We start from the raw sequence: 26178 nt of genomic DNA on the forward strand, positions 1-26178 counted from the left end.
TCCCCAAAAAGAGGTTCTTGCAGTAGTTATCGGTGGCTGAATCGCAAAACTTCGCATAATCGCGAGTAAATCCGGCCGGTAGAAAATCCAAACGAAAATCAAACAACTTCGTCTAAACCGATCCGATTCCGAATCGTTTGACATCCTAATGAACTGGAAACCGAGGTTAGTCGTAGTGGGACTTACTGCACTGGTGGTCGCCGCATCCTTTGCGCTCATTCCTCGTCAAGGGCAAGGCGGAGGGGGCCAAAGGAAGGGACAAGGGCAGGGCCAAGGGGGCCGAAAGAAGGGTTCCGGTGGAGACAAGCAGGGTCAAGGACGCCTCTACCCTCCAGCCAAATCCGCTTGGTCCGTCGCCAGCATCATCCTCGGAAACGGCGAAGACAAGCAGATTTCGATGGCGATCCATCCCGGCGTCGACTTCGATGGCTACATCGAATACGGACCAGAAGGGAAGTCCCCAAGCGGCAAAACCCCAACTCAGTCATTCAAAAAGGGCGTTCCAACTCAGCTGACACTCACTGGACTCAAACCCAACACAGCCTATTCCTACTCGCTCAACTACACCGAAACAGGTGAGTCCAAGACCGGTCCAAAGTATCGATTCCAAACCGCTCGTCCGGCGGGATCGACTTACACAATGTTCGTTCAGGGGGATTCGCACCCAGAACGGATCGGAAAAATGAACGACCCTGAGCTGTATGAGAAAACTTACCAAACCGCAGCAAGCTACAATCCCGACTTCTTCATCATGCTTGGCGACGATTTCAGTGTCGATACTCTACAAAACCGGACGCTCCAGGCGGTCGAATACTGCTACACAAAGCAGGTCCCTTACATGGGCTTGATCGGAAAGCAGGCTCCCATCTATCTAGTCAATGGAAACCACGAGCAAGCCGCAAAAGCAAACCTCGACGGTACCCCCAACAGCCTCGGCGTCCTCGCCCAAAACGCGCGAAACCGCAACTTTGTCAACCCTGCTCCCGATAGCTTCTTCACCGGAAACCCCGAGCCAGTTGAGCATATCGGACTCCTCCGAAACTACTTCGCCTGGACATGGGGTGATGCCCTCTACGTCACCATCGACCCCTATTGGCACTCAGACGAAGCCGTCGACAACCGAGCCGACGGTGGTTCTAAGCGAAAAGACTTGTGGGGGATCACACTCGGAGACACCCAATACAAGTGGCTCAAAAAGACTCTCGAAACAAGTAAAGCAAAGTACAAGTTCGTATTCGCTCACCACGTCATGGGAACCGGCAGGGGCGCGGTTGAGCGAGCTACTTCTTTTGAATGGGGCGATGCGAAGAGCCTCTCCACCAAGCGGCCAGGTTGGGAATTGCCCATCCACCAGTTGTTTGTCAAAACAGGAGTGAGCATCTTCTTCCAAGGTCACGACCACATCTTCTGCAAACAAGAGCTCGATGGAGTGGTGTATCAATCTTGCCCTTGCCCGTCCGACACAACCGAAAAGCTCATCAACGGCGACGCCTACACCGTTGGGGATAAGATCGTCGGTTCTGGACTTGTCAAAGTCACAGTTGGCCCCGACAAGGCGCATATCGAGTTTCTCCGCTCATGGCTCCCCGCTGCCGAAACGGACGGCAAGAAGCATGGCGAGGTCGCCTACAGCTACGACGTTAAACCCAAGGTGAACAAATGAAAACCCTCCCTCTCATCGGCATTTCTGCATTGGCCGTCGCCGGTGCCGCCTGTATTTCGCAGAGTGAAGCGACGAAGAAGGCAGCAGAGATCACCAAGAGCTTCGCTCCGTTCGCGCCCGGTGTCAAAACTCACTCCGACGACACAAAGTTCTACATCGAGTCTGACGGAATGCCGGAGCACGATCTCATGGCGGGTATCGTCGCCTGGCAACAGCAGGTCGCCCTACCGCAAAAGTACACCGGATCGAACGCGTGGAGCTTCCCCCTCTTCCCCAAGCCAGCTGCAAATCCCCTCTCGGCAAAGACCGGGTTCTTCCGAGGAGCAATCGCGATTGCGGCAAACGGAGTTCCCATCTTTAACCCCATCAAGAACGACGGTCGCACCGACACTCTTGTCGCCGGGGAACTCGACAACTTCGGCGGACACAGCGGCCGCGGGGATGACTACCACTATCACATCGCTCCCCTTCACCTTCAATCGAAGATCGGAAAGGACTTGCCAGTCGCATATGCCTTAGACGGCTACGCAATCTTTGGATATACCTGTAGCAAGGGCGCGACACCAACGGACCTCGATCAGTTCAATGGTCACACAACAAAAGACCGTGGCTACCACTACCATGCCACCAAAAACTATCCATACCTCAACGGCGGTTTCCATGGTGAAGTTGTTGAAGCCGGTGGGCAGGTCGATCCTCAACCGTTTGCCCAGCCTGTCCGACCAGCATTGCCCCCACTGCGCGGAGCAAAGGTCACAAAGTACAAGAAGCTTGGAGAAAAGAGCTGGTCCATCGGCTACGAGTTGAACGGACAAACTCACTACGTTAACTACTCAATCCAATCTGATGGCAACTACCGATTTGAATTTGTCGCTCCAGATGGCAGCAAGGTTGTAGAAACCTACAAGCCGGGCCAGCGTCGGCCGGGCGGCGGTCCCGGAGGTCCTGGCGGTGGTCCAGGTGGCCCTGGGGGTCAAGGCAGAGGCGGTCAAGGTGGCGGACGTAGAGGCGGCGGCGGTGGTGGGGATGAGCGAAGCTTCTTCTCCGACTACTCCGCGTCGGTCGACCTCAATAATGATCACGACATCACCCTCCACGAAGTTGACGAAAAGATTCGTTCGATGTTTGCAACGAGTGGCAACCTCGCCGGTGGTTTCAAAACCTTCGCCGAAGCTCACCTGTCAGACTTCGATTTCAACGGAAACGGATCGGTAGACCTTGAAGAAGCGCTCGATGGTTTCACTGCGGCGTTGCATCGTGCAGATACTAACCACGATCATTGCCTCTCGGAGGTCGAATGGAAATCCTAAAGATGAGCGGCATTGTCGCTGCCGTGCTCCTGGTAGTCGGCTTTGCCGCCCAACAAGGGCAGGGCGGCGGTCAACGTCGTGGTCAGGGAGGACAAGGTGGTCAAGGTGGGCAAAATGGACAACAAAGGGGCGGTCCCCCGGGTGTCTTCATTTCAACGACCCCCGACTACGACGTCTCGGCAATCGAATGTGCGCCAACACCGACCACGGCGACCCTAAGCGTGATGTCCACCAAGGACAGAGAAGTCACCCTCTCAATTGGCGGAAAATCAGCGACTGAAAAAAAGTCACTTACCGCTTTCGAACCGCAGTCATTTGAACTCAAACAGCTCAAGCCAGGTTCGACGTATAGCTATACCCTAGCCTATGAGGGAGGAGAGAAGAAAGGGGAGCTCAAGACTCCAAAGACCAAGTCAGAAGATTTCAAGTTCGTCATCCAAGCCGATTCGCATCTCGACGAAAACTCCTCCGCCGATGTCTACGCCCGAACCCTGAACCAGATGGTCGCCGATAAGCCCGACTTCCTAGTCGATCTCGGCGACACCTTCATGACCGACAAACACAAGGATTTCCACGACGCCATCAAGCAGTACCGCGCACAGCGCTACTTCTTCGGAATCTTTGGCGCAAGCGCGCCGGTGTATCTTGCCCTCGGAAATCACGATGGTGAAGCGGCTGATGAGCGCAACAAACCCGGAATGGCCGCATGGTCCATGGCCCAGCGCAAACTCCACTACCCGCCTCCAACCACCGGCAACTTTTACACCGGAAACACCGAGACGGGCGATTTTTTCGACATCAAATGGGGCGATGCCCAATGCTTCATTCTGGATCCGTTCAACTTCACCAAAAGCAAGCCTGGTCGCGAGGCAAACAACTGGAACTGGACTCTTGGTAACGCTCAATATCAGTGGCTCAAGAAGTCGCTCGAGACCAGCAAAGCCAAGTACAAGTTCGTCTTCATTCACCACCTCGTTGGCGGCCAAGGCAAGGACGCGAGAGGCGGAGCCGAAGCCTCACACTTCTTCGAGTGGGGTGGCAAGAACTGGGACGGCACCGATGGATTCTCAACCAATCGTCCGGACTGGGAATCCCCTCTCCACGAGCTCTTCAAAAAGCACGGGGTCCAAGTCGTCTTCCGTGGTCACGATCACCTCTACGTCCGCCAGGAGAGAGATGGAATCTTCTACCAACTCGTTCCCCAACCCAGCCAGAGACGCGGTGACAACACACGCAGTGCCGAAGAATACGGCTACAAATCAGGCACCATTCTCGGAGCCTCGGGCTACGTGCGAGTCTCAGTATCTGCCGGTGAAGCGAAGGTCGAGTACGTCTACACCCAGGGCGGAGATCCCCAAGTGAAGGACGCGTACTACATACGATAAGGCTGGTTAACCCAATAGGTGCGAGGAATCGACGCCAGTCAGCCGCCGGTGGAGAGTTAGCACCTCGGACTCGGATCGTGAGCTAATGTAATCAACGACCGAGCGTGCAGCTGGACTCAGCTTTGAATTCTCATGAATCTTGCCGGCTCTTTGCAGTTTTGAGCAATGGGATTCCAGGGCAGTGTGGTTTTCTAAGACGTATTTGGGGAGGAGCTTGCCCTTGGCCTTTAAGTCTTGAAGCAGAATGCGGTACACATCCCAAAGAATTTTCTGCTGACCATACTGCATTTCACTAAGTGCGGAAGAGTCGATTACATAGTTGCGAGTGATCGCCTTGAGCCACGAGACGATGCTTAGTGTTAGCGGTGGGACTTCCAGGTGCTTGTTCGTCATGGTGACACTTACCTCCGCCAACAGGTCCCCTGTAAGATCTCTTGCGAATCGAGTTAAGGTACTGATTGCCTCAGAACTGTGGTCAAACCCTCCCTTAAGCAGATGCTGCAGGTGGTTACGAGTCGCGTGACCACCTTCGACATCTCTTGACCAGTGGTCGTCTTCGACCTCAGGATACTTCTCCTGTACAAGTTTTGCAAAATCTTCCCAGCCAGACTCGGATCTGAGTTGGTCGACAGGGATGAGTCCAATTCTAAAGAAGTCTTGCACGTCATGAATGCAGTATGCGATGTCGTCACAAAAGTCCATTATCTCCGCTTCGAGGCTTCGGCGTTCATCCTGTGCCGCGCTGAAACCCGATCTCGCAAAGTTAAATGCTTCGACATCAACCGAGTAGTAGCCATATTTTCGTCGCCCAGCCGTCTTGCCCCATGGGTATTTGAGACTGGCATTCAGAGTTGCCCTTGAAAGACCGAGTCCGTGATCTCTGGCCTTGTTCCGTTCTAGAGCGGTGACAATCCTAAAAGACTGGGCATTACCTTCAAACCCGTCGTCATCAATGTCATCTTCCTGCGCCCAGGGACCAAATCGTTCCTTAAGCGAAATCGAGTTAGGCGCTGGGCGCTGTGTCAATAGCTCATCAAGCGTGTACTCACCGATATGACCAAAAGGTGGATGTCCTAGGTCGTGGATGTAGCTCGCAGCACGGCACACAGCGGGGTCGAGAAAATCTGCCAGCTCCTCTTTGTGTTGCGCCAACAATCGCTGAGCTAGTCTTCCTGCAAGTTGAGCTACTTTGAGAGAGTGGGTCAAACGGTTATGTGTTTGTCGGCCAACTTTCGTTTTGGCGACTTGGGTCACCTCGTCTAGCCGCAAAAAAGCCTGGGAGTACAGCAATCTATCTTCGTCTCGCTCGAATGTAGAGCGGGTGTCACGGGAGTCTCCACGAGCCGTTGATGAAGATTGAACGTATCGATCGTGCCTGAAAAATTCTGAATTGCTCAAGGTTGAGAATTTGCGTGGACTAGTCCCTTGATGTCTACAGAAAGAGATCCGCTGTCGATCATTGTGCCAATTGCTGGAAAAACTCTTCTACGGAGCCTGCGAAACTTACGTTGTGGACGATTCTCACGGGGTTCCGTAAGTTTAACGAAGACAAGTTCAACTAGACCGTCGATCGTCAGCTCTTTGTTTGGGCACTCTCGAATTATTTCGAGAATTCTTTCCGAGACGTGGGCAAACGGATCGGAAACTTGTTTTGTCGTGCTATCAAGGTTGGTCATGACGTGAATTTATCTATCGGTCAGATTTGTACGTGCGAGAAGGGAGAGTAACACGGCTACGCTCCTGCTTACACAGAATATCACGCTCCGATTGGGTTGTGTGCGCTCTTGGCGGGAATTCCGCGCAAAAAGGTGCTAACTGTCCGGGGTCTCCGCGAGCCGGACAGACTCCTTTCAATGAGGTGGACAAAGGTGAGGTAACGTAGCGACATGAAGAATCTCCTCCTCGCATCTCTCGCCGTCTTTGCCCTCGCCGGCTGCAAACCCCCTGAGCCAGAAGTTAACGCCCCCCCCTCTCCCGACGCCAACACCCCCGCACCCACCGCCCAAGCTGGCGGTGGCGGAGTCGCCCCGATGGCCTCCGGAGCGGCCGGAGGAATGACGCCGATATCTGGTACCGATTCGGTTCAAGGCGCAGGTGGCGGTAGCACGAGCATGGCAGCCAAAGGCTGGGCAAAGGACAAGATCAACAACACTCCGAGCAGTAGCGCAGGTCAGATGCCCGCCGACGAAGGCAATTAACCAAATCTTAGCAATCGTCGACTAACCTTCGGCGATGACCAAAGAGGCTCGCTGGCAGGCCCTTACTGCGACCTTACTCGTCGTTGGCTACTCCGGCTACTACGCTTGCAGGAGCAATCTGAGTGTCTGCCGTCCCCAGATCCTTGAAGAATTTGCCTCTCAAGGAATCGACAAAGCCGCAATCGGCACCATCACCTTCTGGGGAACCCTGGCGTACGCCTGCGGAAAGCTGATCTGGGGGCCAATCACCGATGCAGTTGGAGGCCGATCGATGTTCCTGAGCGGAATGATTGGCGCGATCCTGTTCACCCTGATGTTCGCGTTCGGTCCCGCCCCAGGCATCTTCCTCGTTGCGTGGGTCGGCAATCGGTTGGTGCAAAGCATGGGTTGGGGTGGAATGGTTAATCTCGCCAGTAAGTGGTACCTGCCCAAGCAGTACGGCACGATCATGGGCATCATCAGCCTCAGTTACCTGTTTGGCGACTGGGCGTCTCGGCTCATCCTTGGAAAGCTGATTGAAGCTGGCTGGGGCTGGCGCCACGTCTATGTCGCCGGTGCTGGCTTCCTTGCCGTAATCTTTGTTTGCTGCCTTGCACTCCTCAAACAGCGACCTAGTAAAGTCGGTCTGGCCGAGATCGTCGCCGACGAAACTGAACAGGAACCGCTCAAAAGTGCGCTCCGAAGCCTCACCTGCTCACCCGCGTTTTGGGTGACCTGCGCCCTGAGCTTCGTGTTCACATTCGTTCGTGAGACGTTCAATGATTGGACTCCGACGTTCCTTGTCGAGGTCGCAAAACTCGCGAAGGATCGCGCAGCCATTGTTAGCTCCAGTTTTCCTCTTTTTGGAGGGTTCTCAGTGCTGCTCGTCGGCTACTTGGCCGACCGAGTTCCGAAGGGTGGCAAGAGTCTTCTCATCGGCTTCGGTCTCGCGGTTGCGATCCCGATGTTCTTCCTATTGGGGTCGGTTTCTTCATCCTCCGGGGAGACCTACCTGATCGGACTCCTAGGCGCAACTGCGGTTCTGATCCTGGGTCCCTACTCCTTGTTTGCTGGAGCGATGGCCCTTCACTACGGGAACAAAAGAACCGCCGCCGCCGCTGCTGGCTTGATTGATGGAATTGGATACTTCGGCGGAATGATTAGCGCAAAACTGGTCGGCGATGTTGCGACAAAAAGTGGCTGGACCTCGGCGTGGCACATCCTCGGCTGGCTCGCCGCGTTGGGAGTCTGCGTTGCTATCCCGGCTTGGATCCTTGAGCGGCGAGCACGTTAAAGTCTAGATCCAGCATCTCGATGACCGAGTTCAGGATCAAGTCTGGATTTTCGCCTTCTAGAGCCAGCTCATTATCCGTTCCGCTCAGGACGCCGATCACCAACCCACACCCGGCGCTGCGGCCCTCACCTATATCGCTGACAGTATCGCCAATTTTCATGACTCGGCGCGTGCTTGGAATCCGCAACTCCGCCATCAAAGCGTGGATCATGTCCGGATGAGGCCGCCCTTGCTTCACCTCGTCCGAGGTGATTGAAGCGTCGATGACTGTAGAATCCCAACCAAGGCGCCCCAAAATCAAGTCAGTAATCTCTCGGTCAAATCCGGTGTCCAACGCAACCTTCACACTATTTTCTTGCAAGAACCGAAACACATTTTCAGCTCCTGGAATCGGTTCGACCCTATCATCTTCTCTGTAAAAGCGAACCATTTCCTCTCGAAACGTCTCGAAGACGGCCAAAACTTCGTCTGACTCCGGATCAAGATCAAGAACGATTCCAATAGCAACCGGCTTCGCTAAACCCATGACCGCGTCCAGTCGATCCATTTCTACGTCATGGTCATGCTTAGCTAGGGCGGTCTGAAAGGCCAAGGCGACAAATCGCTCATCGCGAACAGTTGTGCCAGCGATGTCAAAAACCGCAAGATCAAATGGAAGCATTGCAACAATTTAACAGCCAAGGGTTAAGATTTCGCTATGAAACGGTTCGACGTTGCAATTATTGGGGCAGGAGTACTCGGGCTGGCCCATGCTTATACGGCGGCAAAGCGCGGACTAAAAGTTGCAGTGTTCGAGAGGTCTCCGATGGCCGAAGGTGCTTCAGTCCGAAACTTTGGAATGATCTGGACTGTCGGTCAATGGGGTACTCCGCTCGCTGAGGTTGCTCAAAACAGCAACCGCCTGTGGCGCGAGTTACTCGCCGATTCCGAAATCTGGCACGATCCCTGCGGCAGTTTAACTCTCACCTACCATGACGATGAGCTTCAAGTTGCGAAGGAGTTTGTCGCGATGGCGGACGATCCTACGGTTCGCCTCGTCCAGCCCGCAGAAGTCGCTAGCCTGGCCCCTTCGGTTCTGCAACAGCGGCTCCTTGGTGGAATCTTCAGTGAGCGTGAAGTTCATGTTGATCCGCGCGATGCGATTGCAAAACTGCCTACTTATCTGGCACAGAAGTTTGGAGTTGAGTTTTTCTGGAGCTCCTGTGTCACCCAAGTTGAATCGGGTTCAATCGTGGCGGGGGGCCAGAACTGGCAAGCTGACCAGATTGTTGTCTGTTCGGGTCACGACTACGAAACGCTGTTTCCAGAGCATTTCTCGAACAGCAATCTCGGGCGGTGCAAGCTACAAATGCTTCGCGCGATCCCTAAGGGAAATTGGCGAATCGGACCGATGCTCTGCGCCGGACTCACGTTGCTTCATTACAAGAACTTTGCGTCTTGCCCATCCCTTGATCTGGTTAGACAACGCTACGAAGAAACGCATCCTCAGCATATGGCTTGGGGCGTCCACCTGCTGGTATCTCAGCATGAAACAGGCGAGCTAGTGATCGGCGATAGCCATGAATACGGCCCTGCGATCTCGCCATTCAACCTGGACTCGGTTGATCAACTCATCCTGAACTACCTGAACACCTTCTTGCCTGTAACCGATATTGATGTCACTTTGCGCTGGCATGGCGTTTACTCCACCTTCGACGAGCAAGTTTATGAAGCCGAAGTTCTTCCTTCGGTCCATATCGTCACCGGAGTTGGAGGGGCAGGAATGACCATGAGCATGGGATTAGGCGAACGAACCCTAGCCAAAATCGCTCGCTAGACTAAGAATCTTAGTTCGCTTGATTCAAATAATCAGGCCAAAGTTGGAAAAGTCGTACAATGCTTGGATGCATTTCGCAACCAAAGCTCTGCGCGTCGGTCAGGACCCCGATCCTAAATACAAAGCGGTTGTTCCACCAATCTATCAGTCATCTACGTTCGCTTGGGACAATCTTGACAATATTCCAAAGATTGACTACTCCCGCTGTCAAAATCCGAACCGCGAGATGCTCGAGCAGGTTATCGCCGCGCTAGAAAACGGCGAGTTCTGTACGTTATTCAGCTCCGGAATGGCGGCCGTTGCCGCATGTTTCGCGCTGCTCAAGCAGGGCGATCATCTTCTGGTTGCCAACGATATCTACGGCGGCACATTCCGCCTGGCCGAGAAGTACCTTCCCAAGCAAGGGATCAGTTACACCAGCTTCGATGCCCAGGACCCGGCATCGATCGAGACAGTGGTTCAGCCGAACACGAAGATGCTGATTTTCGAAGGTCCGACGAATCCGACGATGCGAGTTCCAGATATCCAGAAGGTTGCCAAAGCGGCGAAAGAGTTGGGATTAATCGTCGTCTTTGACAATACATTCGCTTCACCCGCTCTCCAAAATCCTCTCGATATCGGCGTGGATATCGTTCTCCACTCCACCACCAAATACATCTCGGGCCACAGTGATGTCGTTGGTGGTGCAACGATCACCAACAGCCAAGAGCTTGCCTTCGAAATCTATGAGTGGAACAAAGCCTTCGGCTGCAATCCTTCACCCTTCGATAACTGGCTTTCCCTCCGCGGAGCGAGGACTCTAAGTGTCCGAATGGAAAGGCACTGCAAGAACGCTCAAATTATCGCCAAAGCACTGGAAGCGAATCCCAAAGTCACCAAGGTCCATTATCCAGGACTCCCGAGTCACCCGGATCACGAGACTGCCAAGAAGCAGATGTCCGATTTCGGCGGCATGGTTTCCATCGAGTTCGCCACTGTTGACGAAGCCCGCTGGGTTGCCGAGCACGCGCGGGTCTTTTTGCTCGCTGAGTCACTGGGTGGGGTCGAGAGCCTCATTGCCTACCCACCGCTGATGTCCCACGCAACGATGACCGAAGAGCAGCGCTTGGAACGTGGTATTCCGCCAACAATGTTGCGTCTGAGTATCGGAATTGAGGATGCCAGAGATCTCCTTGAAGACATCGAACAAGCAATCGCATCTTTCCCTGCAAAAGTCGAAGCATTGAAATAACGATCTCATAACCTACGGATTTCGCGGTTTTGATCCGAAGTCTATTAGATATGCCGTGCTTTGACCGATCAGTTCCGATGGGCGAGCGACTTCATGATGCTCCTGAAATGAAGCAGATCATGGACACGTTGCCTCATGGTGTGTTTGTGGCACGAACGGACGGATCGATTCACTACGCCAATGATCTTTGGAATCGAAAAACTGGAAAGGACCATTCACAATTCGACGACGTTCCATGGTACGAATGTGTTGAAGAGCAACATCTGCCTGCAGTCCTGAAAGCATGGAACCAACTGGTCAAGACTGGCGAAACCATTCAGCTCGAGGCAATGGTACGTCGAGACGACGATTCTCGTCGAATCATTCACTTCAAAATGATTCGATTCAATCCGGAAGAAGGGGTAGATGTCTTCCTGGCTCATGCCGACGATATCACAGTCACGAAGCAATTGGCTCAAGTCGCCGAAAAAAATGAGCGACGACTTGCGATCATGCTTGAAGTCATGAGTGAAGGTGTTGTCCTCCAAGACTCTGACGGACAGATTATGCTATCGAACCCTGCTGCGGAGGAGATCCTCGGATTATCTAACGATCAACTGAGCGGACGCACCTCACTTGACCCTTGTTGGCGCTCAATCTACGAAGACGGCTCCGATTACCCAGGTTCCGAGCATCCCGCAATGCAAGCTCTTGCCTCTGGTGCGAGCTTCCACGATCAGCTGATGGGAATCCATAAGCCTGACGGAACCTTGACATGGATTTCAATCAACGCTGTTCCCATCATCAACCCAGCCACTGGTAAGCCGGATTCGGCCGTCGCTAGCTTTTCCGACGTTACCGAACTCAAGAAATCCCGGGATGAAACCCGGAAACAGCTGGACGCCCTGCATATGGTTCAGATTGAACTCGAAATGCGTCAGCGCGAACTCGAGGTCATCAATTCTCAGCTCAAAGGTATGGCCGATACAGACGTTCTCACTGGACTCAAAAACCGCCGCTGCCTCTTTGAGCGCCTCCGCGCTGAGATTTCGCTCGTCGAGCGAAATGGAAATCCGTTTGGTTTTGCCCTGTTCGACGTCGACTTCTTTAAGTCGATCAATGACACTTTCGGCCACATGGCCGGAGATGAGGTTTTGAAGCGCGTTGCAGATGCGCTGACTTCCTGTGCCCGAATCTCCGACTTCGTCGCCCGATACGGAGGTGAAGAATTTGCGGTCGTGATGCCTCACACATCCCGCGCCCAAGCCGAAGTCGCGGTCGAACGGATGCTCGCTGAAATTCGTCGCATCCATTGGGAAGGGAGGCAAGTCACCGCTTCCGCAGGAGTGTCGTTGTTCTCCGGGCTGGGTGCTTCTATTGACATCCTCATCGACGAAGCCGATAAGGCCCTCTACGCCGCCAAGGGCGCAGGAAGAAACCAAGTTGTCATGGCTGGCTAGGCGGCCCAGAGCTGGCGGCTGATCTGCTGCAATCCAAACTGATAGGCTACAAAATTCTCACTGAGTTCGCGAAACATTGGCGCTTCTGACTCATGTGGAGGAAGGTCGAACAGAGAGACGATTTCGTAGCTGGCTTTCCCTTGTTCAACAGGAGCTATGAGCCGATCTGAACCGACCTGGATCAGCCTGTGACCACCGGGGAACATCCCGGTCCAGAACAATAGGTGATCCCCTATGTGTTGGTGAACTTCTCTCTCCCGGGCAAAGGAGTCTGCCCGCACCGAGACGTCACCCTCTTCAAGCATTTCTGAGAGGTGCAACACGGGTTGGCCGAAGCGGTTCTTAGGTGCAATCACCTCTTCGCTCGCCATGAACTTGACGAGCAGCTCGGTCACATAGTTCTTTACCTGCTCCTGCCCGTTCAGCCCAAAGTCGTGGTTGAACACCCGCTCAACCGCGCTGCCGAAGAACTCCTTGATGGGGTCGTGAGTTTCCATTTGCCGCCTCCGTGTCCTAGTTTTCTCCTTCCATGTTCAGACGCTTCAGTTACGATTTCCATTTGAAGATCGAACGAAAATCTAACTTGCGACCTAGAAAACTGTGACTCCTGGCACTCAACTCTCAACTCAAAAGCAAAATCCCGGCTAACATGTAAAGAGGTCGAAATGAACTGTCCGCGTTGCCGAGGAGTTGTGCCCCAAGGGGCGTTTTTCTGCCCGAACTGTGGCAACGATCTTCGAGCATATCTCGGTGTCCCGCAGCCTCATCCACAGCCTCAGCAACCAAACACTCCATACCAAGCTCCTGCCCCGCAACCGGTGAACGTGAAGGAGCAAATGAAGCAAGCCCGGAAGGTGGCTCCGGTCGGCTACTACCAAGGCGCAAATGGACCAATTGAGCAACGTAAGTCTCCCTTAGGTTGGATTTTTGGAATTGTCTGCCTTGCCGCGCTCGCGATCCTGGGCTTTTTCCTGATGAATTTGCTCCAGAAAACCGGTCAGGAGTCGCCAGGGAATTTCCTTGCGAAACAGGGTCAAGCGCCGCCCGCCGTGCTCCAGAAAACGGGCGAGCCACCGCCACCCGTGTTGGCGGATCACGCCCAGGCCGCTAAGACCATGCCGCCGGATATCCTGCGTTGGCTGGAACATTTGGAGCGGATTGAGCGCAAGCGTGGCACTCTCGCCCAGCAAGGTCTGGCAAGTTTTATGGTCATGGCACAGTCCGCACAATTTGGAACGAGCATCGAAGGGCTACAAGGCCTTGCTTCCGGCGACCCGGAGGCGAACATGCCGGAGACGTCCGCCGACAAACTCGGCAAGTCCAGCGCCGACACTAAACAAGAATGGGCAAAGTTGAGGGTTGAGTTCGACAGCCTCAAACCACCCCAAGAGTGTCAAACTATCGCAGATTCTTACACCCACGCTTTGGAGGAAACTGGCTCAATGATTACCGATGTCATGGACGCCCTAAATGCTTCGAAGGACGACCCGCAAAAGGCGCTTCAAAGCTTGTACGGAATGAAGAATCAATCCGGCGCGATTGACCAATACGGCAACGAAACCGATAAGAAGGTCGGCACGATCTGCGACAAATACGACACCCGAAAGTGGTTTTCAATTAGCAGCGACTTCGGCAACAGCAGTATCCTAGGCTCTCTCGGCGCGCGATGAAGTCGCCTGCTCCCGAAATCAGAGCCGTTGCTGAAAGCCTGCTCGCGGAAACTTGCAGGACTCATCCGATGGGATATGTGCCGCATCTTGAATGGCGCAGAATGCCCGTCACCGCAGGACTAGCCGTCTATAACAAGCGAACGATCGCCCTAAGCTACATCTTAATGACCGAGCCCGAACGGGTCAGAGTGACGCTGCTTCACGAATACGCCCATCTGTTGGCGTTCCACCGAGCGGGCCGCAAAGGAGCGGGTCACGGACCCGCTTGGCGAAAAGCCATGCAAGACCTCGGGCTGGACCCCAAAGTGCATCACAACTACGAAGTCAAGCGCAACAAACTGCGGCAAGAAGTTGTCTACAAATGCAGGAAATGTGGGACAGAAATCGTTCGTCGAAGGCGACTCTCCGTACGCCGTCGGTACTACCACGTTAATTGTGGTGGTCAGATTTCATTCCTGGTGATTCGATCCGTGACATAACGACCACAGAGCGCGTAGAGATGTTCAGACTTCATGTGGATCGCTAACGCCGAAAGGACAAGATTGCTGGAACATCGCACAGCGAGCGAGTACGGCATTCCTGCGTCTGTCCTTATCGAACGCGCTGGAATGGCGATCTTTGATGCACTTCGGCAACTGATGCCGGACACGGGGCGCGTCGCAGTATTCTGCGGCAAGGGCCTAAATGGTTGCGACGGCCTCGTCGCCGCACGAATCGCTCACGAGCGAGGCTACAAGGTCGAGGTCATCATGGGGTGCGCCGAGTCCGAGATGGCAGATCTGACCAGGTTGCAGTTCGAGAGGAGCCGTGCGGCCGGTCTAGGAATCACGTTTCCCGAAGAAGGATGTTGGTGCCGCCGCCTGGAGCTGGCGAGCCAGAAAGACGTCATCATCGACGCTCTCCTTGGAATTGGAGCTCAGCGAGAAGTCCATGGGGCTGTCAAGATCGCCATCCAGACCATCAACCGCAGCGGCGTTCCGGTGATCTCTGTTGATGTTCCCAGCGGCATCTGCTGCGACACAGGCGAGGAACTTGGAGAATCCATCTGGGCCCTCCGTACGATCACGTTTGGGATGGCGAAGCCGTATCTGTTTCAAGGCATCGGCCTGGAACACGCCGGCTTCTGGTCGGTCAGCGAAATCGGTTTCCCTCAGCCGCTTCTTACGGAGCCAACAGAGGCGAGAATGCTCGACAGCGAGTGGGTTGCGTCGCTTCTACCTGAACGTTTGAAGGCAAGTCACAAGGGCGATAATGGTCATGTTCTCATCGTTGCCGGAAGCAAGTGGATGCGCGGCGCGGCGACTCTAGCCGCTAAAGCCGCGTTTGCTGCCGGAGCAGGAATGGTCACGGTGGCGAGTGTCGGAGCAGTTTGTGATGCAGTCTCTGCGAATCTTCCGGAAGCACTCCTCCTGCCTCTGCCGGAAGAAAACGGAGTGGTGACCGAGGATGCCGCTGAAGAGATACTCAAGTACCAGCACAAGTTCACCAGTGCCCTGATCGGCCCCGGACTGAGTATTGAGCCACCCGTTCACAAGTTCCTTGGACGGCTTTTCAAGGCTTTGACGATTCCGGCAGTCATCGATGCCGATGCTCTCACATGCGTAGCAGGTGGAGTTGAGCTTCCAGCTACGGACTGTGTCCTCACCCCGCATCCTGGCGAAATGAGTCGGCTCCTTCACGCTTCCATTGCAGAGGTTCAGGCTGACCGCTTCCGAACCGTTGATCATGCCGTTGGCGAATACAAGCAGTGCGTCTTGTTGAAGGGTCCTTACAGCATTGTCGGAGAGTCGGGCCAGCCGAAACTGGTCAATAGCACCGGAAATCCGGGCCAAGCAAGCGCGGGCATGGGTGATGTTCTCAGCGGAATCATCGCTACGCTCATGGCCCAAGACATCCCCGGTTACTATGCAGCAGGCTGCGGAATGTTCTGGCACGGAGCAGCAGCCGATATCTGCGCCGAACTAATTGGCCCAATTGGCTATAAAGCAAGCGATGTTGCGGGTGCTTTGCCCCAAGCACGGGCTAGAATTGTCTCATCTTGCAACGAGTTCTAGCTTTTGTCGGTCTCCTTGCCTGCGCTGCCGTCGGCTTTGCGCAAGGCACAGTCAATATCTCCCTCGGTAGCCTGCACCAGTTCCACTCGTTTGAAGCGCTAGATTGGCCAACGAAGCCGGTCACAGATGTTCAAAAGATCAGCGGCGATAAGGTCACCATCAAACTGACTTCCAAAGACGCTAAGCCGAAACTCTTTGTTGTCGATACCGAGACCGGCAACGTTGCCATGCGCGGAGAGGAGTTCATCCGCGATGGATCGTGGGCGATCACCAAGAGCGCCTTCTTGGCTGTTCAACAAGTTGACATCCAAGTATCTGCGCCCGGCGGTCCGGTCGATTCCGCCACCGTTGAGCTCCAAGATTCGCTTCGCAAGCGCGAAGAGTTGATCGACTCCAAATCTGCAGGGAAGGCCACGTTCTACTTTGTGCAACTTGGCGAGGTTAAGGTGACGGTAAAGTACCGAGGCAAAACCGGTATGGCCGACCCCGTGAAGCAGACCTTTACAATCCAACTTGAACGAGATCAGGTGACTCCAACTCTCAAAATAGCGCTTCCTGACGGGAATTCAGTTGCAGGCACGGCGGCTCCGAAGACCGACGAAAAGTCCGCTGAGAAGCCTGAAGTCAAGGATGAAAAAATCCCTACAGCTCCCGAGGGTTCCAAAACTGGACCAGTTGGAAACGTCCTGACGACCCTGATCGGGATGGGCGTCGTCGCTGGCGTTGCTTGGTACATCCTCAAGTACATGCGTGAGAATGGGGACAAGGTTCAGGACACACTCAAGAAGCTTGGCGCAGAGCTTCCCCAGCCCCCAAGCGCTGACCCCGATCCAGGCCCACTCGCTCCGATCAAGCCCGAGCCAATGCAGCAGATCATCCTTGATTCGGCCCCGGTCGCCCCAGTGGCTCCAATGCCTTCAATACCATCGCCATCCTTGACCGGCACCCCTCGAATCATTGCCTCCGATGGATCGTCTTTCGAATTACCTGATGGGGAAACCACCGTTGGTCGTGAGTTCGGAAACGGCCTTGTCGTCCCAAGTGACACGGTCTCACGACGCCATGCGAGCATTCAGAAATCTGGTGGATCGGTAATGGTAATGGACCACGGCAGCACCAACGGAACCTGGGTCAACGGGATGAAGGTTGGCGGAACGGTCACCCTAAACTACGGCGATCAGCTTCGCTTTGGCTCGATCGAATACAGATACGAGGGCTAAATGGGCAGCATCATCTTCAAGACCATCGTCGGAATCATTGCCGGAGTCGCGGTGTGGGCGGTCGTCGAACCTTTCAAGCCCGGCTTTGCAACGCCGCAGTGGGGCATGTTCGAGCTTGTTCTCATGTGGGGATGGGCGATTGCCCTGGGAGCGTCAGTGGGATTCATGAATGGCCTTCAGCGCGGTAGCCGCGCCCACGCATTGCGCGAGATGGGGTTCGGAGTCCTGTTCGCTGTGATCGGCGTAAGCGTTGGTCGTGGTCTCTCTACCCCATTCGCCGCACTGATCAATTCGCCGCTGACCGTCATTGGTCGGACTGGAGCACTTGCCCTGATCGGAATGGGGATGGGAGCGGGTATCGGCTACTGTACTCTCGTTGTGAGACGAGGCATCCAAGGTGCAATCGGTGGGTTGATCGGTGGAGGAATCGCAGGTTTTGTCTTCGATATTGTTGGTTCGATGCTTCAAGGCATCACTCTTCCGATGCAGGGTGCGGTCAACGGAGCTGTTGGCGAAGTCGGCGCACCAAGCCGGGCCATTACTGCCGCACTCATGTGCGGTGCGATCGCCCTGATGATCGGAATTGTCGAAGCTCTCTCCAAGTCTGCGTGGCTCCGCCTCGAACTCGGGCGGAACGAAGGGAAGGAGTGGGTGATCGACAAGCCGATGATGACCCTCGGCCGTCACGAACGGGCTGACATTCCACTTTTTGGCGACGCAAATGTTGCACCGAACCACGCCGTGATTCAGAAACAAGGCGGCCAGTACATCGTAGTCGACCAAGGCTCGCCGGTTGGTATTGGCGTCAACGGTCAGCGTGTAAGCCAGCACACACTTCAGCCGAATGATGTCATCCAGCTAGGCAGTGTCAACCTTCGGTTCATCACAAAAAACGTCAAGGCCCCCGCTCGCGGCCCCGAGCCTGGTCGCGCCCAAGCCTTTCCCATCGGCGGCCAAATGCCCGCACAACCCCAGATGGGCCAGCCCCTTACCCAGTTCCCCAACTCCCCACTTCTAACTCCAAACTCCCAACCAGTTTTCGACCCAACCGTCGCCATCCAACCCCAAACTCCCCACTCTCAAACCCCTACTCTTGTTGCCCTCGACGGCCCCCTAACTGGTCAGCGATTCCCTCTCAGCCAGACCCTCGAACTTGGCCGGGAAAGTCAACAGGTACCGCTCGCTTTCGACAGTAGCGCGAGCCGCCGTCACACCCGAATCGACCCTCAAGGCACCCAAGTCAGCGTCTCTGACCTAGGAAGTACCAACGGAACTTTCATTAACGGACAAAGAGTGACTAACGGAATTGCCAAAACGGGCGATATTATCAAGGTAGGAGCGACCAGTTTTCGCATAGAATCCTAGTAAGAATCATGGACCTCACGCAGCGCATCGACCCGAACCGAACGATCATGACTCCGCAAGGCGGTGGCAACGCCACGGTCGCGATGCCAGCCCAGTCGTTCTCCCCTGGAGGAGGCAATCGGACCACGGTGATGGCACCCATGACCGCACTCACTGTTGAAGTCATTCCTGGTCGAACTGTGACGATGGCAAACGGCCCCGCCCGCGAGCAGTTCCTGCTAGAACTCCGCGCTGGCGGAGGCGAGACGTTTGGAGGCGTGGTCGGCGGCGGTCGAACTCCCATGAACCTCTGTCTAGTGATTGATCGATCCGGTTCAATGGAAGGTCAACCACTCGAATACGTTAAGCAAGCCTGCACCCACGTCGTCGACCTCCTCATGCCCACCGACGTCCTGAGTATCGTCACCTTTGAGGAAGTCGTCGAAGTCCTCATGCCACCCCAACAGGTGACCAACAAAGACATGGTTAAGGCCGGAATCGCGCGTCTCGCGGCTGGGAATACGACAAATCTTTATGACGGCATCTCGCTTGCGATGCAGCAAGTGTCGCAATTCATTGAGACGAACCGCGCTACCCGAATGATCGTCCTCACGGACGGTGATCCGACCGCCGGAATCAAGGACTACACCGCACTAACCACCCATGCCGGTGAACTCCAAAAGAAGGGAATCAGCGTCACTTTCCTCGGCTTCGGCCCCGACTACAACGAGGAACTCCTCGCTGGTATGGCGAAGAAGGCGGGCGGAACCTACCACTACATCCCGCAGCCTCAAATGATTCCGGACATCTTCCGGGACGAGCTCAACAAGCTGATGACCACCGTCACCCGTAACATGAGCCTCGAACTTAAACTCGCCCGCTGGGTGCAAATGAACGCCCCGCAGCAGGTGATGGAGGGAACTCTGAACATCTCACTCGCCGACATGGAGCGCGGAAGTTCAATTCAGCAGGTGATCGACCTCGAATTCCCGAACCACCCTCTCGGGCACTACCGAGTCCTCGGTGGCAAGCTCACTTATGATGATCTTCTTTCGGGAGACACCAAAACCGTTAACCTCGACTTCGAAATGGAGTTCTCTGCGGATGCCGCCCGTTACTCTCAATCAGTCAACCCCCGCGTGGGCCAGGCCGCCTCGATTGTTGCAAGTAGCAAAGCTATCGAGAAGACCGTTATGGGCCTCAAGACCGGAATGATTACCCAAATGGGTGCGATCACCGACCTCCAAAAAACCCAAGCGTTGCTTCTCGGACAGGGTCGCACTGCTGAGGCGCAGGAAGTCACCATGGCCCTTCGGGCACTGCAAAGCGGTGACAAAGGCGGAGCCGAAAAGACCCTCATGGGCACCTTCGTCAACTTGGATCAGGGTAAATCTTCCTAATGCTCGTCGCCGCTGCCTTCCTTGCTCAAACTGCTCTACAACCTCTGTCAACGAAAGGACAAGATCTAGTCGACCCGAGCGGAAAGAAGGTCATTCTTCGCGGCGTTAACTTCGGGAGCTGGTTGGTCGAAGAGATCTGGATGACGCCGTGGGTCAACAAGGAAACTCCGACCGGCGCGGAAACCGTGAAGGATCACGACTCGCTTTGGAGCACGATCGAGAAACGCCTGGGTCGAGACTCAATGCTCAAGGTTCGCAATACGTGGCGAGACAACTGGATTACCGAGGACGACTTCAAGCGAGTGAAGGACATGGGCTGGAACCACGTGCGCATCCCTTTCCTACACACTCTTCTCGATGAAAAAGGCGGAATGGAGCGGCTTGTCTGGGCAGTTTCTGCCGCCAAGCGAAACGGCCTCTACGTCGTCCTCGACATGCACGGAGCCCCCGGCGGGCAGAGCAACGAGCACCACACTGGCAAGGAGAATCGCAACCGCCTTTGGTTCGACGTCCAAAACATCGACGAAATGGAGCGGAAGTGGACGACCCTCGCCACTCAGTTCCGCTCCGAGCCAACCGTCGCGGTCTACGACATCATGAATGAGCCAATGGGAGCACCGAACCCCGCGATGCTTCACCTCGTTTACGACCGAGTGATCCGAGCTATCCGTAAAGTTGACCCCAGAAAGGTTGTGCTGGTTGACGACGGCTACAAAGGCTTCGAAACCACGCCGCACCCAAATCTTGCCAACTGGACCAACGTAGCGTTCTCGCTACACTTTTACAACTTCGACGCCAAAGCTCCCGAGGATCACGTCAAGGGACTCGATGCCAAAGTACCCAAGGTCAAAGAGCTACAGGGCTACCGAAATGCGCCGGTCTACATCGGAGAATTCCAGCTCGAGCCCCAATTCTCTCCGGCAGGACTCAAGGCATTTACCGAAACCCTGACGAAGCAAGGCTGGAGTTGGGCTCTATGGGCTTGGAAGGCATGCGGAGCCAGCGGGCCGGTAGGTCATTGGGGCCTTTATCGACCTGCCAAGTTCGAAGCCTGCGATCCGTTCCACGACTCTGCCGAGCAACTTATCACCAAGATCAAGTCGTACCAGACAACAAACTGGTTCGCACCTAAAGAGAGTGTTGATGCCCTCAAAGGGTTATGATATACAAGTAAATGGGAGTCACGATCCGCGACGTCGCCAAAGCGGCTGGTTGCTCGCCAATGGCGGTCAGCAAAGTTCTGCATGGTTGCGGTGTGACGGTACGGGTCGGAGAGGAACGCGCAAGGGAAATACGGCGGGTTGCTGAAGAACTCAACTACATTCCCAACCAAAACGCCCGCAACTTGAGGGGCGAACGTCGATACAACATCGGGCTAGTCATGGACTCACTCGGCCCGATGGCCATCGGCTCGCGCTACCTAGCTCACCTCTACGATGGCCTCCAATCCGCATGCTTCGAAAAGGGATACTCGCTCACCATATGCCCCAAACTTCACGCGGATCATAAGCGATTTATCGCCGATGGCCGATTCGACGGTATCGTCTGGGCAAAGTACCACCTCGACCCAGAAACGAGCCGTATCGCCGAGCGTGTTGGGCTCAAAATCGTCCACCTCCACGTCCCACCAAGCCTGGCACCGGATGACACCCAGGATTACTTCTGCGCAGATAACAAGCAGGCGATGATGCTCGGCGTCAAACACCTTTTTGACTTAGGGCATACCAAGATCGACTTTGGAATGGATGCTGACAATATCGGATCGGCTGAGGATGCTGACCGCTGGGAGGCTTTTCAAGCCGCCTGCGCTCAATTGGGCATAACGCCAGGGAAGCGAGTCGAGATGTACTACACAACTGAGGATGCCGAAAAATGGCTCTGCGAGCCCGATCGCGGAACTGGAATCGTCCTCAGGACCGAAAATCTCGCGAGCCACATCTATTCTGCGGCTCAAAGACTCCAACTCAATGTTCCGAGAGATCTTAGTGTCGTTGGTTTTGACTCCACCGAGTTTTGCGAAACGCTAACCCCAAGGCTTACCGCAATCCACCAACCAATTCGCGACTTGGTCTACGAAGCAGTCAGCCTGCTGATCCGGCGTATCGAAGGTGATGACACCGGAACCAGAACCCACCTCTTCCCGTGCGGCTTCGACATCCGAGAGTCCACGGCCCCCCCCGCTCGCCTGACGACGCTTGGTTCAAGCTCGGGCTAGCCATACAGGTAAACTTTGTGGGTCTGTGTGACGGGGAGATTTTTTGTGCCGATAAGCGAGAATGTTGTTTTGGGGGATGGAGTTCTCATTTTTCACCCCAGCCTAGTGAATCTCTACGGCTGCTCCGTCGGCGAAGGAACCAAGATTGGAACCTTTGTGGAGATCCAGAAGAACGCCTCCATCGGCAAGAACTGCAAAGTCTCCTCCCATACGTTTATCTGTGAAGGTGTCAACATCGGCGACGGTGTGTTCATTGGACACGGTGTCGTCTTCATTAACGACAAATTTCCACGTGCGGTAACGGAGTCCGGAGAGCTTCAGTCCGAGGCAGACTGGGTCGTCGTTCCCACAACTGTCGAAGATGGAGCTTCCATCGGAAGCGGGGCCATCATCATGTGTGGAGTCACGATTGGTAAAAATGCCCTGATCGCGGCGGGCGCAGTCGTTACTAAGGATGTTCCTCCCGGTGCGGTCGTGGTGGGAACTCCCGCTCGGCTTCAGGCGATGGGAGCAAGAAGTTGATCAATATCGCCCTCGTTGGGTACGGGTATTGGGGTCCGAATCTTGCCCGCAACATTGACGCTTGTTCAAGCACTCACCTCCATACGGTATGCGACCTCAATCCCGCCGCCGAGGCAAGGGTCAAAACCTACCATCCAAACGCGAAGTTCGTTTCCGATTTTGACGCCGTACTAGCTGACTCGACCATCGATGCGATCGTCATAGCAACTCCCGTAACCAGTCACGCCCCTCTGGCGATCGCGGCATTCCAAGCCGGCAAACACGTCCTTGTCGAGAAGCCACTGTCGGAGTCTTCCGAAGCGGCTGCAAAAGTTGTTGCGGCTTCGAAAGCAGCAGGCAAGGTTCTGCTTGTCGACCATACGTTCTGCTACCAGGGCGCAACCCGGAAGGTCAAGGAGTTAGTCGACTCGGGACGACTTGGCAAGCTGTTTTACTTCGACTCCGAGCGCGTTAATCTCGGTCTCTTTCAGACAGATGTCAGCGTTCTTTGGGACCTCGCTGTACACGACCTCTCGATTCTTAGCTTCTGGCACGCAGAATTACCCACAACGATTTCGTGTACCGGCGCAGCGCATCTCGAAGGGCATCCGGTTAACATGTGCCATATGAACATGAAGTACCCCTCGGGCTTCACGGCTGACATCTCTGTTAACTGGCTTTCTCCAGTGAAGCTTCGACGCATCCTGCTTGGGGGCTCAGATAACATGGTTCTTTTCGACGATCTTGATCCCGTTGAGAAAATCAAGATCTATGATCGAGGAGTGACCATGCCGGAGGCCCAAGGCTCTGGCAACGCAGGGCCACTTGCCTATCGCAGAACCGGCGATGTTTGGATGCCCCAGTTCAGCCTGGCAGAGGCATTACAAGAAGAAATTAAGCACTTCGCCGCCTGTATCCAGGGCACAGAAATTCCAGCAACCGGCGGGGAAATGGCCCTCACTCTCGTCCGACAGCTCGAAGCCGCAGACGAATCCATGCGCCAAGGCGGTGCCCCAGTTCAATTCGCTCAATAAACAGTCCCATGGTTCCATTCCTCGACCTCAAACAGCAGTATCTCGGCATTCGAGAAGAAATCCTTGAAGCAGTTACCCGGACGCTCGACAGCGGTGCCTTCATTCTTGGCCCTGAAGTAGCTGCGTTCGAAGAAGAATTCAAAGCCTTTACTGGCACCGAGCATGTAGTCGGAACCAGTTCTGGCACGACGGCCCTCCAACTAGCTCTGCTGTCGATGGGGATTCAGCCTGGAGACGAAGTGATCACCGTCCCTCACACATTCGTCGCCACCGTAGCCGCAATCCTCTATGTCGGAGCTGTTCCTGTCCTAGTTGACATCGATCCCGAAACATATACGCTGGACCCGGCCACAGTCCGGTCCGCGATTACGCCTAAAACCAAATGTATCATGCCGGTTCACCTATATGGTCAAGTGGCCGAAATGGACCCGATCCTGGCGATTGCTGAAGAGTTCGGACTGGTTGTTCTCGAAGACGCGGCACAAGCGCACGCGGCAACCTACAAAGGGCGTAAAGCTGGTTCTCTCGGCACCTCGGCGGGTTTCAGCTTCTACCCCGGCAAGAATTTGGGTGCGTGCGGCGAAGGCGGAGCCATTGCAACCAACGACCCAGAAGTAGCACGAAAAGCAAGAATGCTTCGAGACTGGGGTCAAGAGAAGAAGTACCACCACGAAGTCGTTGGCTTCAACGCCAGACTCGAGGCAGTGCAAGCCGCTGTTCTTCGCGTGAAGCTAGGCTATCTCGCCGGTTGGACAGCGAACCGAAGGGCAGTTGCCGCAAGATATGCTGCCGAACTAACGGACCTGAAGCATGTCGTCCTTCCTAAAGTCGCGGAGCATGGAGAGCACTCGTTCCACATTTATCCCGTCCTGGTTAAGGATCGCCCCGGCTTCATGAGTTTCCTCCAAGAGCACGGGGTTGGTAGTGGTATCCACTATCCATTCGCTGTCCACCAGCTCAACGGCTATAAGCACTTGGGCTACACCGATGGAGACTTTCCAGTATCGGAGAGAGTCGCGGCGCAGTGCGTCTCTTTACCAATGTTCCCTGAAATGACATCGGAGATGATCGACAAAGTTATCACCGCTGTTCGTGCTTACGACGAGAGCCAAGGGTGAGCAGCGTGAACGCGGTAGTTGTCGGCGGCGGAAAAATGGGCCTCCCGCTTGCGTGTGTCTTGGCAAAGAATGGGGCATCGGTCACCGTTTGTGACGCCAGTTCCAACACCGTAGAAAAGATCAACGCAGGAATTTGCCCATTTGAAGAAGAGGGTGTGGGTGAGCTCTTAGCTGAAAACGTCTCTGCCGGCCGTCTCAAGGCCACGATGGAGACGACCCAAGCTGTGTCGGCAGCCAGCTTTGTCATTGTCATCGTTCCGGTTCTTCTCACCGATGAAAACAAGGCCGATTTATCCATTATCGTGTCTGTCGCCGAGGCAATCGCCAACGGCTTGAAACCCGGCACCACGGTCTCGTTCGAGACAACGCTACCAGTAGGAACAACCCGCTCTTTCATTCCTATTCTCGAAACCGGCGGGCTCAAAGCGGGAACCGATTTTCACCTCGTCTTCTCGCCGGAGCGTGTCAAGAGCAGATCGGTTCTTGCCCACCTTACAAAGATTCCGAAGATCGTCGGTGGACTTACGCCTGCTTGCCGAAAAGCTGGTGAAGAGTTCTACGGCAAGTATCTTGGTGCGCCCGTAGCTGGAGTGGGCTCTCTGGAGGCCTCCGAATTCGCAAAAGTTGGCGGCATGGTCTACAGGGACGTCAGCATCGCGCTCGCTAACGAACTCGGGTGGTACGCCAAACAGCTTGGAATTGACTTTCGCGAGATGATTCGCGTTACTAACACAGATGGAGAGGCAAACCTGCTCACCCCAGGAATCGGCGTCGGGGGTCACTGCACCCCGGTCTACCCTTACTTCTATATCAATGATGCAATCGACAAGGCGATCCCATCCCGGCTCGCTCAACTCAGTCGCCAAATCAACGACGCACAACCCGGCGAGTGTGTGGCGATGCTCGAGCAAGTCATTGGAAACCTATCAGGCCAGGAAGTGCTTATCATGGGACTCGGCTTCCGCCCTGGCGTCAAGGAGCACACGATGTCTCCCGCCTTTCTTGTTCAAGGGGAACTAGCAAGGCGAGGTGCCAAGGCCACTCTTTGCGACCCGATGTACACCGGCGAAGAGCTAAGACGACTCGGTTTCGAACCGGATTCGGGCAAAGCAGTTGCTGCGATCTTGGTCACAAACCACGAGGAGTTTCGAGCATTGTCCCCAGACTGGTACAAACAACACGGGATCACATCTATCGTTGACGGACGAGGCGCCCTAGACGCTGGCGAGCTGGAACGAGCAAACATTCGAGTCCTCAGCATCTTTGGAGGCTAATCCTGCGAGTCGTTCTCATCACCGAAACTTACG

23 protein-coding genes are annotated in these 26178 nt (G+C 54.9%); 20 read left to right on the forward strand and 3 right to left on the reverse strand.

Annotation, left to right across the window (positions count from 1 at the left end):
* The first annotated feature begins 148 nt into the window (after window positions 1–148).
* Genes WCK51_04535 through WCK51_04545 form a run of 3 tightly spaced genes read left to right on the forward strand, consistent with a single transcriptional unit; the run spans window position 149 to window position 4358 of the window.
* Window positions 149–1663, forward strand: a complete 1515-nt coding sequence (locus tag WCK51_04535; GenBank protein MEI7576138.1) for a metallophosphoesterase — start codon at window positions 149–151, stop codon at window positions 1661–1663.
* Window positions 1660–2973 (forward strand): YHYH protein, encoded by a 1314-nt coding sequence (locus WCK51_04540; protein ID MEI7576139.1) that lies wholly within the window; start codon window positions 1660–1662, stop codon window positions 2971–2973. Before WCK51_04535 ends, WCK51_04540 begins: the two co-directional genes overlap by 4 nt.
* 2 nt (window positions 2974–2975) lie before the next feature.
* Window positions 2976–4358, forward strand: a complete 1383-nt coding sequence (locus tag WCK51_04545; GenBank protein ID MEI7576140.1) for a metallophosphoesterase — start codon at window positions 2976–2978, stop codon at window positions 4356–4358.
* Between the two features lie 6 nt (window positions 4359–4364).
* On the opposite strand, the gene dgt is transcribed toward WCK51_04545, so the two are convergent.
* Window positions 4365–5756, reverse strand: a complete 1392-nt coding sequence (gene dgt / locus WCK51_04550) for a dNTP triphosphohydrolase (GenBank protein MEI7576141.1) — start codon at window positions 5754–5756, stop codon at window positions 4365–4367.
* Window positions 5757–6244: 488 nt separating this feature from the next.
* On the opposite strand from dgt, the gene WCK51_04555 reads away from it, so the two are divergent.
* Together WCK51_04555 and WCK51_04560 are read left to right on the forward strand one after the other, a co-directional pair.
* Window positions 6245–6556 carry a hypothetical protein gene (locus WCK51_04555; protein MEI7576142.1) on the forward strand — a complete coding sequence of 104 codons (312 nt, stop codon included), beginning with the start codon at window positions 6245–6247 and terminating at the stop codon, window positions 6554–6556.
* Between the two features lie 34 nt (window positions 6557–6590).
* Window positions 6591–7829, forward strand: a complete 1239-nt coding sequence (locus tag WCK51_04560) for an MFS transporter (protein MEI7576143.1) — start codon at window positions 6591–6593, stop codon at window positions 7827–7829.
* On the opposite strand, the gene WCK51_04565 is transcribed toward WCK51_04560, so the two are convergent.
* Complete coding sequence (locus WCK51_04565) at window positions 7792–8490, reverse strand: HAD family hydrolase (GenBank protein MEI7576144.1); 699 nt, start codon at window positions 8488–8490, stop codon at window positions 7792–7794. The genes WCK51_04560 and WCK51_04565 overlap by 38 nt on opposite strands.
* A gap of 36 nt (window positions 8491–8526) precedes the next feature.
* Here WCK51_04565 and WCK51_04570 point away from each other — a divergent pair, with 36 nt between their 5' ends.
* From WCK51_04570 to WCK51_04580, 3 genes are all read left to right on the forward strand, one after another.
* A complete protein-coding gene (locus tag WCK51_04570; GenBank protein MEI7576145.1) occupies window positions 8527–9645 on the forward strand; it encodes a TIGR03364 family FAD-dependent oxidoreductase in 1119 nt (372 codons plus the stop codon).
* A 67-nt stretch (window positions 9646–9712) separates the two neighbouring features.
* Window positions 9713–10876 carry a PLP-dependent aspartate aminotransferase family protein gene (locus tag WCK51_04575; protein ID MEI7576146.1) on the forward strand — a complete coding sequence of 388 codons (1164 nt, stop codon included), beginning with the start codon at window positions 9713–9715 and terminating at the stop codon, window positions 10874–10876.
* Window positions 10877–10926: 50 nt separating this feature from the next.
* Window positions 10927–12315, forward strand: coding sequence for a diguanylate cyclase (locus WCK51_04580; protein MEI7576147.1), 1389 nt, complete (start codon window positions 10927–10929; stop codon window positions 12313–12315).
* Here the strand turns inward: WCK51_04580 and WCK51_04585 are convergent.
* Window positions 12312–12812, reverse strand: a complete 501-nt coding sequence (locus WCK51_04585; protein ID MEI7576148.1) for a hypothetical protein — start codon at window positions 12810–12812, stop codon at window positions 12312–12314. The genes WCK51_04580 and WCK51_04585 overlap by 4 nt on opposite strands.
* A 339-nt stretch (window positions 12813–13151) precedes the next feature.
* On the opposite strand from WCK51_04585, the gene WCK51_04590 reads away from it, so the two are divergent.
* The 12 genes from WCK51_04590 to WCK51_04645 all read left to right on the forward strand — a co-directional run bounded on the left by WCK51_04590 (window position 13152) and on the right by WCK51_04645 (window position 26145).
* Window positions 13152–13985, forward strand: coding sequence for a hypothetical protein (locus tag WCK51_04590; GenBank protein MEI7576149.1), 834 nt, complete (start codon window positions 13152–13154; stop codon window positions 13983–13985).
* Between the two features lie 68 nt (window positions 13986–14053).
* Window positions 14054–14464 (forward strand): SprT-like domain-containing protein, encoded by a 411-nt coding sequence (locus WCK51_04595; GenBank protein ID MEI7576150.1) that lies wholly within the window; start codon window positions 14054–14056, stop codon window positions 14462–14464.
* A gap of 33 nt (window positions 14465–14497) precedes the next feature.
* Window positions 14498–16039 (forward strand): NAD(P)H-hydrate dehydratase, encoded by a 1542-nt coding sequence (locus WCK51_04600; protein MEI7576151.1) that lies wholly within the window; start codon window positions 14498–14500, stop codon window positions 16037–16039.
* On the forward strand, window positions 16024–17259 hold the full coding sequence (locus tag WCK51_04605) for an FHA domain-containing protein (protein MEI7576152.1): 1236 nt from the start codon (window positions 16024–16026) through the stop codon (window positions 17257–17259). The genes WCK51_04600 and WCK51_04605 overlap by 16 nt, the downstream gene beginning before the upstream one ends.
* On the forward strand, window positions 17260–18624 hold the full coding sequence (locus WCK51_04610; GenBank protein MEI7576153.1) for an FHA domain-containing protein: 1365 nt from the start codon (window positions 17260–17262) through the stop codon (window positions 18622–18624).
* A gap of 8 nt (window positions 18625–18632) precedes the next feature.
* Window positions 18633–20003, forward strand: coding sequence for a VWA domain-containing protein (locus WCK51_04615; GenBank protein ID MEI7576154.1), 1371 nt, complete (start codon window positions 18633–18635; stop codon window positions 20001–20003).
* Window positions 20003–21166 carry a cellulase family glycosylhydrolase gene (locus WCK51_04620; GenBank protein MEI7576155.1) on the forward strand — a complete coding sequence of 388 codons (1164 nt, stop codon included), beginning with the start codon at window positions 20003–20005 and terminating at the stop codon, window positions 21164–21166. Before WCK51_04615 ends, WCK51_04620 begins: the two co-directional genes overlap by 1 nt.
* Window positions 21167–21177: 11 nt before the next feature.
* Complete coding sequence (locus tag WCK51_04625) at window positions 21178–22218, forward strand: LacI family DNA-binding transcriptional regulator (GenBank protein ID MEI7576156.1); 1041 nt, start codon at window positions 21178–21180, stop codon at window positions 22216–22218.
* Window positions 22219–22245: 27 nt separating this feature from the next.
* A complete protein-coding gene (locus WCK51_04630; GenBank protein MEI7576157.1) occupies window positions 22246–22740 on the forward strand; it encodes an acyltransferase in 495 nt (164 codons plus the stop codon).
* Window positions 22737–23753 carry a Gfo/Idh/MocA family oxidoreductase gene (locus WCK51_04635; GenBank protein ID MEI7576158.1) on the forward strand — a complete coding sequence of 339 codons (1017 nt, stop codon included), beginning with the start codon at window positions 22737–22739 and terminating at the stop codon, window positions 23751–23753. The genes WCK51_04630 and WCK51_04635 overlap by 4 nt, the downstream gene beginning before the upstream one ends.
* Before the next feature lie 8 nt (window positions 23754–23761).
* On the forward strand, window positions 23762–24871 hold the full coding sequence (locus WCK51_04640; GenBank protein ID MEI7576159.1) for a DegT/DnrJ/EryC1/StrS family aminotransferase: 1110 nt from the start codon (window positions 23762–23764) through the stop codon (window positions 24869–24871).
* A gap of 5 nt (window positions 24872–24876) precedes the next feature.
* On the forward strand, window positions 24877–26145 hold the full coding sequence (locus WCK51_04645; protein ID MEI7576160.1) for a nucleotide sugar dehydrogenase: 1269 nt from the start codon (window positions 24877–24879) through the stop codon (window positions 26143–26145).
* The last annotated feature ends 33 nt before the right edge of the window (window positions 26146–26178 follow it).

The organism is Armatimonadota bacterium, from assembly GCA_037138755.1.
Lineage (GTDB): Bacteria > Armatimonadota > Fimbriimonadia > Fimbriimonadales > Fimbriimonadaceae > Fimbriimonas.